This window comes from Shouchella xiaoxiensis, from assembly GCF_016907895.1.
GTDB classification, from domain to species: Bacteria; Bacillota; Bacilli; order Bacillales; family Bacillaceae_D; genus Shouchella; species Shouchella xiaoxiensis.
The window spans coordinates 83,563-95,313 of record NZ_JAFBCV010000004.1; the positions used below are offsets into that span (position 1 = coordinate 83,563).

The window sequence follows — 11,751 nt, forward strand, 5'->3', positions numbered from 1 at the left end:
CCTTTATTATCGTTTTTCAATTGCTACAACAAATGGCGGGGCATTTCTCTGATTGATAAAACCATAAGAAGCAATGTGAGCCTCTTCTTGTGGAATGGTCTGGAGGTAGGACATGACTTCGTCTTTTTCTACTTTTCCTTCAGGGTGGCCATGATAGATGACGAGAATGATTAAGCCTTGGGGGACTATGCGCTCAAGCAATTGCTCAATCGCCACTATTGTCGTATTGCCATTTGTCGTAATGCTTTTGTCCCCTTTAGGTAAATAGCCTAAATTAAAAATAGCTGCTTTAATTGGTGCTTTGTTAAACAAAGAAATTGTGTTTAAACTCTGGTGCCCCTGATTAAATAAGGAAACTCTGCTCTCTAGTCCAGCAGCCTCAATTCGATTTTTGGTTGCTCGAATTGCTTCGGCTTGTATGTCACAGCTAATAACCGTCCCTGTTTCACCAACTAGATTTGCTAAAAAGAGTGTATCATGGCCATTTCCTGCTGTCGCATCAACAACGATGTCGCCTGGTTCAACCGACGATTGGAGCAACGACCTAGCATAAGGTAAGACGCCTGCCAACTTCATTTCACTAACCCTCCAGCGTGTTTTCCTTGCCAACTATTGCGGCGCTTAAATTCAGCTTCAATCCCATTTAAGACCGACCATTTATTTGTGCTCCATAGTGGACCAATTAGTAAATCTGCAGGTCCGTCTCCTGTTAAACGATGAACCATAATAGACGGAGGTAACACTTCAAGTTGATCGACAACAAGTTTTGTGTAGCTCTCTTGGTCCATAAAGTCGACGTATCCTTTTTCAAATTGCTTGACCATCGGTGTTTTTTTCAGTAAGTGTAGCAAATGAATTTTAATGCCTTGCACATCGAGCTTGGCCACTTCTTTTGCGGTTTCAAGCATCATCGCTTCTGTTTCAAGAGGCAGTCCGTTAATAATATGAGCGCATACGCGAATGCCTTTCGCTCGTAATTTTGCGACACCTTCTTGATAACATTCATAATCATGCGCACGGTTAATGAGCTGTGCGGTTTTTTCGTGTACCGTTTGTAAACCTAATTCTACCCATAAGTACGTTCGCTCGTTTAATTCAGCTAAATAGTCAACCACGTCATCAGGTAAACAATCAGGTCTTGTCGCAATGGATAAGCCGACAACCCCTTCTTGCGCTAAAATCGTTTCAAAATAACTTCGAAGCGTTTCAACTGGCGCATATGTATTCGAGTAAGCTTGAAAATAGCCGATATATTTATCGGTTTTCCATTTACGAGCCATTTTATCTTTTTGCGTGTGGAATTGCGTAACTAAATCATCTTTTCGGTCACCGGCAAAGTCCCCTGACCCTCGTTGGCTACAAAATGTGCAGCCTCCGTACGCAACATTTCCATCACGATTTGGGCAATCAAAGCCTGCGTCTAGGGATATTTTCATTACTTTTGAACCGAAATAATCTTTCAGATGCTCATTCCACGTATAATAAAATTTCCCATTAAGGTTCGTTGGTTTTGTATCCTGTACCATTTCTATCACCGTTGCCTTTTAAAGAATAAGCTTAGTGTATCATCTCTTCCGTTAGAAGTCTTCCTCTTAGATGGTGTCAACGGAAAGTTGTTGCTTAATTCTTGATTTTCTTCTAAACTGATGAGGGTTTTGACATGATAAAGGAGGCGGGTTTATGCCTAAATCCATTTGGATACTTATTATTGCGACAGCGATTAATATCACTGGTGCTTCGTTTCTATGGCCGCTAAATGCTGTCATTATGACGCAAGTTCTTGGACAAACGTTAACCGCCTCAGGGTTTGTGTTAATGATCAATGCAGGCGCTGGCGTGATTGGGAGTTTAATCGGTGGACGTTTATTTGATAAATTAGGCGCCTATCGAACGATTTTAATTGGCGCAACGACATCTGCAAGTGCAGCAATCTTACTTGCATTCTTTTTTGAAACGTACGTGCTTTATGGTTTGTTTTTAGCTTGTATGGGTTTTGGTTCGGGGATGATGGCACCGTCCATGTATGCATTAGCTGGAAGCCTGTGGCCAGAAGGAGGCAGACGGCCGTTTAATGCGATTTATGTCGCGCAAAATGTCGGTGTTTCCCTCGGAACGGCATTAATTGGCGTGGTGACGCTTGTCCGTTTAACCGATGTGTTTATTGCTAATGCAGCTGTCCATGTCTTCATGCTAGGATTTATTGCTTTTTTCTTTCGCAAATGGGATGGACAACTTGGTCGAACCGCGGATACGACGCTACGTGTTTCACATAAAATTCCGTTTAAAAAGCAGTATCGTTTGCACGCACTCTTTTTGATTTGTGGAGCGTTTCTCATCTCATGGATTGGCTATACCCAGTGGCAAGCCAATGTTTCCGTCCATATTCAAGACTTAGGCATTGCGCTTCCTCTTTATAGTTTACTCTGGACGATTAATGGCCTCATGATCGTGTTTGCGCAACCTCTGATCGCCCTGATTATACGAAAGTTCCACTTAACAATCAAAGGGCAGATGACAGCTGGCATTATTATTTTTGCCTTGTCCTACTTAGTGTTAACACAAGCGAGTGTCTTTACAATGTTTCTCGTTGCCATGCTAATTTTAACCATAGGTGAGATGTTTGTCTGGCCAGCAGTGCCTACCATTGCGAATCAACTTGCTCCTAAAGGAAGAGAAGGGGCTTATCAAGGGATCGTAAACAGCATTTCAACAGGAGGAAGAATGATTGGACCATTGTTGGGCGGTTTAATCGTTGATTTTTATTCCATTGAATGGTTATTTCTACTTATAAGTGGGCTCTTGCTACTATCAATTCCTCTTGTTAGTATTTATGATCGACCTCTGCAAAAAGAAGACGAAGCGCAGCAATCCGCTTCATAATAGGGAAAATAGGTATATGCCTGCTTGACATTGGACATAACTTTGCATACAATGACGATAATAATCGATAATGATAACACAGTCATAAAGGAGTAGTAGTGAACGCTTGGAAAGAAGAGAGCTGACGGTTGGTGCAAGTCAGTCAGATAGCGTAGCGAACTCACCTTTTAGTGATTAAGAATGAACGTTAAGTAGTTCTTAACGGCACACACCGTTATGTGTAAGTGATTAAGCGAATGTGCTTAATAAACTGGGTGGTACCGCGGGATCTAACAGCTCTCGTCCCTTTTATAGGGATGAGGGCTTTTTGTGTTTTATCGGATTGGAAAAAGGAGGAATATGAATGTCATTTTCACATCAACAAATTGAAAAGAAATGGCGAACGTTTTGGCAAGACAATAAAACGTTCAAAACTACAGAAGATCAGAGTAAACCAAACTTCTATGCGCTGGACATGTTTCCATACCCATCAGGATCGGGCTTGCATGTTGGCCATCCAGAAGGTTACACCGCAACAGATATACTTGCTCGTATGAAACGAATGCAAGGGTACAACGTGTTACACCCGATGGGGTGGGACGCGTTTGGTTTACCAGCGGAGCAATACGCACTTGATACAGGAAATCATCCTGCGATTTTTACAAAAGAAAACATTGAAACCTTTAAGCGCCAAATTCAAGAACTAGGATTCTCTTATGACTGGGATCGTGAAATTAGCACAACAGATCCAGATTATTATAAGTGGACGCAGTGGATCTTTATTAAACTGTATGAAAAAGGCCTTGCTTATGTGGACGAAGTGGCTGTGAACTGGTGTCCTGCGCTTGGCACCGTACTAGCAAATGAAGAAATTGTCGATGGCGTTTCAGAACGTGGAGGTCACCCAGTCGAGCGTCGTCCGATGAAGCAGTGGGTCCTACGGATCACAGAATACGCTGATCGTTTGCTAGAGGATTTAGAAGAACTTGACTGGCCTGAAAGTTTGAAAGACATGCAGCGCAACTGGATCGGCAAATCAGAAGGGGCAGAAGTAACGTTCGACATTAACGGTGAAGACGTACGGGTGTTTACGACTCGTCCAGACACATTGTTTGGCGCAACGTACATGGTTCTTGCTCCTGAGCATAAACTTGTGGATCAAATCACAACAAGCGAGCAGAAGGAAACAGTTGAAACGTACAAGAAACAAGTCTCGTTAAAAAGTGATCTTGAGCGAACGGATCTTGCGAAAGAAAAGACTGGCGCATTTACAGGTGCCTATGCGATCAATCCAGTTAATGGAGAAAAAATTCCGGTCTGGGTGGCAGATTATGTATTGATCAGCTATGGTACAGGCGCTGTAATGGCGGTTCCTGGACATGATGAGCGTGACTATGAATTTGCACAAACGTTTGAGCTTCCAATTAAAGAAGTCGTTGCTGGAGGAGACTTGTCTCAAGAAGCCTACACTGGGGATGGCGAGCATGTACATTCTGATTTCTTAAACGGGCTTCATAAAGAAGAGGCAATCACAAAAATGATAGCGTGGCTTGAAGAAAACGGTTCTGGTTCGAAAAAGATTACGTATCGCCTGCGCGACTGGTTATTTAGCAGACAGCGTTATTGGGGCGAGCCGATCCCAGTGATCCATTGGGAAGATGGGTCGATGTCGACCGTCGCTGAAAGTGAGCTACCGCTCATGTTACCAGAACTTGATGAGATTAAGCCTTCTGGTACAGGAGAATCACCGCTTGCTAACGCAACAGACTGGCTTGAAGTAACAGATCCTAAAACAGGTATGAAAGGCCGTCGTGAGACAAACACGATGCCACAGTGGGCAGGTAGCTGCTGGTACTACTTGCGCTATATTGACCCAACGAATGAAGATGTGCTTGTAGATCCAGAAAAAGCGAAGGCATGGTTGCCAGTCGATATTTATATTGGTGGCGTTGAACATGCGGTTCTTCATCTGCTTTATGCACGATTCTGGCACAAGTTCTTATATGATATTGGCGTTGTTCCAACGAAAGAGCCATTCCAAAAGCTGTTTAATCAAGGGATGATTCTTGGCGACAACAACGAGAAGATGAGTAAGTCAAAAGGAAATGTCGTTAATCCAGACGACATCATTGCGAGTCACGGTGCTGACACGCTTCGCCTTTATGAAATGTTTATGGGGCCACTTGACGCGTCAATTGCCTGGTCGACAAATGGACTTGATGGTTCTAGACGTTTCCTCGAACGTGTATGGCGACTGATTGTAAACGAAGAAACGGGGCAATTGAACGATAAAGTTCAAGAGGCAGAGGCAACAGACGTGCTGACACGAACGTATCATCAAACGGTGAAAAAGGTAACCGAGGACTTTACTGAAATTCGCTTTAATACTGGTATTTCGCAGCTAATGGTATTCGTTAACGAAGCAAATAAACAAGATGTTTTACCTAAAGAATTGGCAGAAGGCTTCGTAAAGTTGCTTTCTCCGATTGCGCCGCATATCGCTGAAGAAATTTGGCAAAAGCTTGGCCATAGTGAATCAATTGCTTATGCGGAGTGGCCAACGTACGATGAGTCACTATTAGTTGAAAATGAAATTGAAGTCGTTGTTCAAATTAATGGCAAAGTAAAAGCCAAATTGGTTGTAGCAAAAACCGCTTCGAAAGACGAACTAGAAGCAGCTGCCAAAGCAGATGCAAAAGTTCAAGAAGCCATTGGCGATAAAGCCATTCGTAAAATAATTGCTGTTCCAGGAAAGCTTGTAAATATTGTTGTCGGATAACGAAAAAGCAGGGTGCTCATCGCACGCTGCTTTTTTATTTGCTATTCAATGCCGCTCCAGAACCAGCTGTATAGCCAGTAGAAAAGGCACATGTAATGTTATATCCACCTGTATAGCCGTGGATATCAAGTACTTCCCCACAGAAATAAAGCCCTTTTGTTTTCCGAGACTGCATCGTTTTTGGCTCAATTTCTTTCACGCTTACGCCGCCACCTGTAACAAATGCCTTTTCAATTGATAAGGTTCCATTTGCTTTTAGAGGAAAAGCAATTAAGGTTTGTGCTAGTTTTCGTAATGCTTCGTGAGATGTATTGGCACATACTTCTTGCTCGTTAATGTCTAGATCCTTATAAAGAAACGTGAGCAAGCGTTCAGGAGCAAAGCCCTTTAAGACCGTTTTTAATGCTTTCTTTGGCTCAGCTTTTATTAATTTAACGAGTTGTTGAAACAGGTCTTCATGGGAAGAACCAGGGAAAAGCTGAATGCTCATCGGTATCCACTGCGCGTTGTATTTCTTTAATGCTTTGACGACATATTGGCTACAGCGAAGGGCAGCGGGCCCTGATATGCCAAAATGGGTAAAAATCATATCACCTTCATGGGTTTTGATTTTTTTGCCGTTTGGTGCTGTTACAGTAAGCTCAATTTCCCGAAGCGAGAGGCCTTGTAGATCTTTATTTGCTATAAATGGTTGATCGATTGTGATAGGAACTTCGGTTGGATAAAGCTCTGTAATCGTGTGGCCAGCCTTTTTAGCCCACGGATACCCACTTCCATTACTCCCTGTGTGAGGAACCGACTTGCCGCCTGTCGCAATGATAATCGCTTTAGTGGCAATTGTTGTTCCATCTTTCAACAAAACGGAATGTGGATCTTCTTCCGAAAAATGCATATCGCTTACTTCGGTGTTTGTGCGAATATCTACGTTTAAGGCACGAATGCGATTGAGCAGTGTATCGACAACCGTTTGAGCTTTATCACTAACAGGGAACATGCGTCCTCGATCTTCTTCCTTTAATTGAATCCCTAAGTTTTCAAAGAAGGTAATAATGTTTTCATTATCAAAAACCGAAAAAGGACTATGCATAAAGCGTCCGTTTCCTGGGATGTGCTCAATTAATTGTTTCCGTTCCATTCGGTTGGTGACATTGCAACGTCCACCGCCAGAAATGGCTAGTTTTCGACCTAATTTATTCCCTTTATCAAGTAAAAGGACCTTTGCTCCGTTTTCAGCAGCAGCAACAGCTGCCATTAAACCGGAGGGACCTCCACCAATAATGACGACATCGTACATCTTTTTTCCACCTATCGTTTAAACAGTATCTTTCTATTGTACACATTCTGACGAAAAACAAAAGCATGAAAACATTGCAGGAAATCGTTGAAAAAGAGCGAAAGTGAAAGAAGAAGAGAGAAAGGGTGATGGAAATGTTGTTGGAGGCGAATCAAAAAGTTACACATGTATTTGAACAAATGGTTATGTGGCGAAGACATTTACATGAACATCCAGAATTATCGTTTGAAGAAGTAGAGACGCCAATCTATATCGAAAAACAGTTAAGGAAATTAGGCATTTCAGCTATCACGACTGGTGTAGGCGGCCGTGGCATTGTAGCAAGAATTAAAGGAGCTAAGCCAGGAAAGACGATTGCCTTTCGTGCGGATTTTGATGCCTTACCGATTGAAGAAGAGAATGAAGTGGCTTACGCTTCCAAGATACCTGGAATAATGCACGCATGTGGCCACGATGGACATACCGCCGCTTTATTAGGATTTGCTGCGATTATGAAAGAGCAGGTTGATCAACTAGCGGGGACGATTGTGCTCATTTTTCAACATGCAGAAGAGTTGCCTCCTGGTGGCGCAAGAGAAATGGTAGCGGATGGTTGTTTAGACGGAGTCGATGCGATTTTTGGTGCCCACGTATCAAGCCATCTCCCTTTAGGCAACGTGAGCTGTACGCCTGGTGCAGTTATGGCTGCCGTCGATAAATTTAAGATTCATATCCAAGGGAAAGGTGGACATGGCGCCCAACCACACACCACACTCGATTCGATTGTAGTTGGAAGTCAGCTTGTGAATGAACTGCAAACCATTGTAAGTCGGAGAATTGATCCAATGGCACCAGCAGTTGTGACGGTTGGCGTGTTTCAAGCAGGAACCGCGTTTAACGTAATAGCGGATACGGCAACGCTTGAAGGCACGGTTCGTACATTTGATCCTGATGTTCGACAAAAAGTTGAAGAAGAAATGCGGTCGATTGTGAGTGGAAAAGAGCAAAGCGCTCATGTGTCCACTAAAATCGATTATTTAAACGGTTATCCAACCCTTGTAAATAGTGAAGAAGAAAGCAAGATTGTCCGTCAATTAGCTACTGAAACATTAGGTGAAAATAGTGTAATCATGGCTCCTCCTATTTTAGGTGGAGAAGATTTTGCCTATTATTTAACCGAGAAACCTGGCGCCTTTTTCCATGTAGGCGGGCGAACGGAGGAGGAATATACTCAGTTCCCTCATCACCATCCTCGATTTGATTTTGATGAGAAGGCACTAAAGAATATCACATCATTATTTCTTGCATTAACAAATCACTACTTAGTGGAAAATTAATTCGAGCCTTTTTTCATTGCGAGATGCACAGCTTCCAATCGATTTGTACAATCAAGTTTCGTCATTACGTGCGATAGTTGATTGCGACTCGTTTCTGGAGAAAGGTGCATCTCTTTTGCAATTTCTTTCGTTGTTGCACCGCATTGCGCTTGTGTTAACAGCTTCTTTTCATGAGGGGTAAGGAGGATTTTTGTGAGTGATAGCGCCGAATTCGAAGGATGGCGAGACGTATCATTTCCAATGACAAATGTCACGATGAAAGGTTAGTTTCAAGTTGTACACGGGTATGACAGAAGGAAAGGGGCGATAAAAAGATGAAAACGTATACGATCGATACAAATGCACACAGTGCGATGATCGATATTACTGATAAGGTGAAAGCTGAAATAAAAGGTCAGGGAATTCAGAATGGTTTTGTCATCGTCCAATCCCTCCATACGACGGCGGGTATTACAGTGAACGAAAATGCAGATCCAGATGTTATGACAGATTTTTTAAGACGATTAGATGAAGTGTATCCGTGGCATCATGAAAGCGATCTACATATGGAAGGGAATACAGCCGCTCATTTAAAAACGTCCACTGTAGGATCATCTCAACTGGTGATTGTTAGCAACGGCGAGCTAGTATTAGGAACGTGGCAAGGGATCTATTTCTGTGAATTTGATGGTCCGCGAAAAAATCGTAATTATGTTGTTAAGGGGGTACATCAATGAAGACAGCAAATGCAAAAATTGTTTGGCCCGGAAAAGCGACTTTAGGAGAGGGCCCATTCTGGGACGAGCTTGAGCAGCAACTGTACTGGGTTGATATAGAAGGATATAAACTGCATATTTTTAACCCAGATACCGAAGAAAATACGTCACTTCCGTTCGCGCAACATGTCACAGCTGTTGTAAAAAAGGAAAGTGGTGGTTTATTGCTTGCGATGAAGGACGGCTTGTATTCTTACTACCGTGATCGTTTGACACCGTACTATCTTCATCCAGATGGCGGGCAAACCGTTCGTTTCAACGATGCGAAATGTGATCCAGATGGACGGTTGTGGGCGGGCACAATGGCTTTTGATGGAAAATCAAAAATTGGTTCACTGTACCTACTTGATCAAGAAGAGAATACAACGGAGCTGTTGACAGGGTTAGCCATTTCTAATGGAATGGCTTGGGATACTGCACGGGGATTGTTTTATCATACCGAAACCATTTCCAATACAACGACAGTGTATGAGTACAAAGACAATCAGGAGTCTTTAGAGAAAAAAGGAACAATTCCAATTGACTACAAACAATATGGCGGTTCTCCTGATGGTATGACAATTGATGTGCAAGGAAACCTCTGGGTGGCATTATGGGGCGGTGCATCTGTTATTAAGCTAAATCCTGATACAGGAGAGGTTCTAGAACGAATTGTGGTTGACGCAACGAACGTAACTTCTTGTACATTTGGTGGAGGCGATTATCGGACCTTGTTTATTACAACGGCCTCAAAAGAAAACGAGTTAAACAGTGGGGCCTTGTTTAGTTGTAGAACAGATGTTGCTGGTGTAAAATCACAATCGTATCGATCACTACAAACATAGAAAACTTTTCAATACTAGTCGTCTCATTGAAATGAGGCGACTTTTTTGTCGTAAAAGTGAATTTTTTCCTTCAAAAAGAGAAGGATGAGGAAAAGCGACAGAAACTGTGCTAAAATGCGAAAAGAGATTATTTTTTTGTGATGTGCTGAACGGGGGAAGTCATGGCCGATACGAAATTAATGCAAGGAACAAAAGCATTAACGCTTGCGACACTTACATCAAAAACATTAGGTTTTATCTATATTATTCCCTTCTTGCCACTTGTTGGTGAACAAGGAATTGCATTATATCAAAATGGCTATATGCCCTATATGATTATGTTGACCTTGGCTACAATGGGTGTACCGGTTGCCTTGTCAAAGTTTGTCTCAAAATATCATGCGTTAGGTGATTATGAAACGGCCCATCGGTTGTTTAAATCAGGCATTCCATTAATGCTTTTAACCGGTGTACTTGCGTATCTATTTATGTTTTTTAGTGCTCCGTTATTGGCCAATTTAAGCTATGAACCGAGCCCTAACGATCAATATACATATGAGAACGTCGTTTTTGTCATACGGATGGTTGGCGTTGCACTGCTCATTATTCCCGTAATGGCCTTAATGCGCGGCTACCTCCAAGGTTTTCGCCAAATGGTTCCGACGTCGATTTCACAAGTAGTTGAACAAGTCGTTCGTATTGTTTTTATTTTAGTCGCGGCTTTTCTCATTATGCGGGGAGGAAGTGGCAATATGCCACTCGCTGTAGGATTCGCTACTTTTGGAGCGTTTGTTGGTGGCTTTGGTGGCCTAGCCGTACTCATCTGGTATTATTTAAAACAACGTAAATCAATTCTCGAGCGTGTTGAGCGATCAAAGCAAGAGAATCGGTCAAAACAATCATTGCCAAAAATGTATAAAGAATTAGTTTCCTACGCATTACCGTTATCATTTGTTGGTTTATCGATCCCTCTGTTTCAAAATATCGATGTATATACAATTGAAGGAGCAATGGCGGCAGCGAATTTAGAGGAAATGGCCAAGCCGTTTGTAGCTGTTTTAACTGGGATGGCTCACAAAATTGTTCTTATTCCAATGGCGCTTGCCACGGCATTATCCATAACGCTTGTTCCAACGATAACGAGGGCGTACACAGCAGGCGACACGTTAAAATTACAAAACTATATTACGCAAACGTATCAAGTTATTATTTTTATTACTGTACCGGCTTCAATTGGGATGTCGATCTTGGCAGAACCGATTTATTATTTCTTGTTTGGTGCAGAAGAAAGCTTTCAATTAGGCGTGGAAACGTTGCGCTATTACGCACCAATCACGCTCTTCTTTGCAATCTATGCCGTCACAGGTTCCATTTTGCAAGGGATGAACAGACAAAAAAATGCTGTGATTTCATTAATTGTAGCGTTAATCCTAAAATTGAGCTTAACGTATTTATTTATCGTTTGGTTTGGCCCTTTTGGCGCAATCTGGACAACCTATATTGGTTTTGCCGCCGGAATTGCGATGAATGTATATGCTATTGGTAAATATGCACAATTTAATTATACAGTTGTTTATCGGAGAACGATCTTGATTGGTATGTTCACGCTCTTAATGGCAATTGCAGTTTGGATTGTTTCGGCGGGATTTGACATTTGGCTACCGGAATTATCAAGAGTAGGAATGTTTATTCCATTATTGATAAATGTAGCAGTTGGCGTTATTGTGTACTTTTATCTAGCCATTCGATCGCATTTAGCTGGTAAAGTGTTAGGAGATCGATTTAAAATTTGAAAGAAACGCTTGTAAGAGCGTTTCTTTTTTCATGATTTCCCCATAAACTAGATGATTTTCGACATTTGTTTCTCATAAAAGCCTCTTTTTCAGAAGGGAAAGCTTTGGTATAATAAAGCCAGTTTACCGCTACAGAATTTAAGTAAGAGTGA

10 protein-coding genes and 1 other annotated feature are annotated in these 11,751 nt (G+C 42.1%); of the genes, 6 read left to right on the forward strand and 4 right to left on the reverse strand.

The features are described from left to right. Positions 1-6 precede the first annotated feature (6 nt). Both mnmM and mnmL read right to left on the reverse strand, forming a co-directional pair. Entirely contained in the window at positions 7-576 is a 570-nt protein-coding gene (gene mnmM, locus JOC54_RS07960) for a tRNA 5-(aminomethyl)-2-thiouridylate-methyltransferase MnmM (protein WP_204465579.1), read from the reverse strand. Beyond that, positions 573-1,526, reverse strand: a complete 954-nt coding sequence (gene mnmL / locus JOC54_RS07965; RefSeq protein ID WP_204465853.1) for a tRNA modification radical SAM protein MnmL/YtqA — start codon at positions 1,524-1,526, stop codon at positions 573-575. The genes mnmM and mnmL overlap by 4 nt, the downstream gene beginning before the upstream one ends. A gap of 154 nt (positions 1,527-1,680) precedes the next feature. On the opposite strand from mnmL, the gene JOC54_RS07970 reads away from it, so the two are divergent. After that, entirely contained in the window at positions 1,681-2,880 is a 1,200-nt protein-coding gene (locus JOC54_RS07970) for an MDR family MFS transporter (RefSeq protein ID WP_204465581.1), read from the forward strand. Positions 2,881-2,953: 73 nt separating this feature from the next. Then, positions 2,954-3,170 (forward strand) — a binding site (T-box leader). A 53-nt stretch (positions 3,171-3,223) separates the two neighbouring features. Then, on the forward strand, positions 3,224-5,638 hold the full coding sequence (leuS, locus tag JOC54_RS07975) for a leucine--tRNA ligase (protein WP_204465583.1): 2,415 nt from the start codon (positions 3,224-3,226) through the stop codon (positions 5,636-5,638). Positions 5,639-5,672: 34 nt separating this feature from the next. Here the strand turns inward: leuS and JOC54_RS07980 are convergent, their stop codons facing one another. After that, a complete protein-coding gene (locus tag JOC54_RS07980) occupies positions 5,673-6,932 on the reverse strand; it encodes a BaiN/RdsA family NAD(P)/FAD-dependent oxidoreductase (protein ID WP_204465585.1) in 1,260 nt (419 codons plus the stop codon). A gap of 134 nt (positions 6,933-7,066) precedes the next feature. Here JOC54_RS07980 and JOC54_RS07985 point away from each other — a divergent pair, with 134 nt between their 5' ends. Beyond that, on the forward strand, positions 7,067-8,248 hold the full coding sequence (locus tag JOC54_RS07985; RefSeq protein ID WP_204465855.1) for a M20 metallopeptidase family protein: 1,182 nt from the start codon (positions 7,067-7,069) through the stop codon (positions 8,246-8,248). On the opposite strand, the gene JOC54_RS22880 is transcribed toward JOC54_RS07985, so the two are convergent. Next, on the reverse strand, positions 8,245-8,502 hold the full coding sequence (locus JOC54_RS22880; RefSeq protein WP_204465588.1) for a response regulator transcription factor: 258 nt from the start codon (positions 8,500-8,502) through the stop codon (positions 8,245-8,247). The two genes, JOC54_RS07985 and JOC54_RS22880, sit on opposite strands and share 4 nt — an antisense overlap. A 60-nt stretch (positions 8,503-8,562) precedes the next feature. Here JOC54_RS22880 and JOC54_RS07995 point away from each other — a divergent pair, with 60 nt between their 5' ends. From JOC54_RS07995 to JOC54_RS08005, 3 genes are all read left to right on the forward strand, one after another. Further along, a complete protein-coding gene (locus tag JOC54_RS07995; protein ID WP_204465590.1) occupies positions 8,563-8,964 on the forward strand; it encodes a secondary thiamine-phosphate synthase enzyme YjbQ in 402 nt (133 codons plus the stop codon). Continuing rightward, complete coding sequence (locus JOC54_RS08000) at positions 8,961-9,827, forward strand: SMP-30/gluconolactonase/LRE family protein (protein WP_051992092.1); 867 nt, start codon at positions 8,961-8,963, stop codon at positions 9,825-9,827. Before JOC54_RS07995 ends, JOC54_RS08000 begins: the two co-directional genes overlap by 4 nt. Before the next feature lie 161 nt (positions 9,828-9,988). Beyond that, positions 9,989-11,599 carry a putative polysaccharide biosynthesis protein gene (locus tag JOC54_RS08005; RefSeq protein WP_204465592.1) on the forward strand — a complete coding sequence of 537 codons (1,611 nt, stop codon included), beginning with the start codon at positions 9,989-9,991 and terminating at the stop codon, positions 11,597-11,599. The last annotated feature ends 152 nt before the right edge of the window (positions 11,600-11,751 follow it).

Excerpts from the sequence above, each read along its gene's own strand:
- mnmM (WP_204465579.1), bottom strand. The coding sequence starts at position 576 with ATGAAGTTGGCAGGCGTCTTACCTTATGCTAGGTCGTTGCTCCAATCG.
- mnmL (WP_204465853.1), bottom strand. The coding sequence starts at position 1,526 with ATGGTACAGGATACAAAACCAACGAACCTTAATGGGAAATTTTATTAT.
- JOC54_RS07970 (WP_204465581.1), top strand. The coding sequence starts at position 1,681 with ATGCCTAAATCCATTTGGATACTTATTATTGCGACAGCGATTAATATC.
- leuS (WP_204465583.1), top strand. The coding sequence starts at position 3,224 with ATGTCATTTTCACATCAACAAATTGAAAAGAAATGGCGAACGTTTTGG.
- JOC54_RS07980 (WP_204465585.1), bottom strand. The coding sequence starts at position 6,932 with ATGTACGATGTCGTCATTATTGGTGGAGGTCCCTCCGGTTTAATGGCA.
- JOC54_RS07985 (WP_204465855.1), top strand. The coding sequence starts at position 7,067 with ATGTTGTTGGAGGCGAATCAAAAAGTTACACATGTATTTGAACAAATG.
- JOC54_RS07995 (WP_204465590.1), top strand. The coding sequence starts at position 8,563 with ATGAAAACGTATACGATCGATACAAATGCACACAGTGCGATGATCGAT.
- JOC54_RS08000 (WP_051992092.1), top strand. The coding sequence starts at position 8,961 with ATGAAGACAGCAAATGCAAAAATTGTTTGGCCCGGAAAAGCGACTTTA.
- JOC54_RS08005 (WP_204465592.1), top strand. The coding sequence starts at position 9,989 with ATGGCCGATACGAAATTAATGCAAGGAACAAAAGCATTAACGCTTGCG.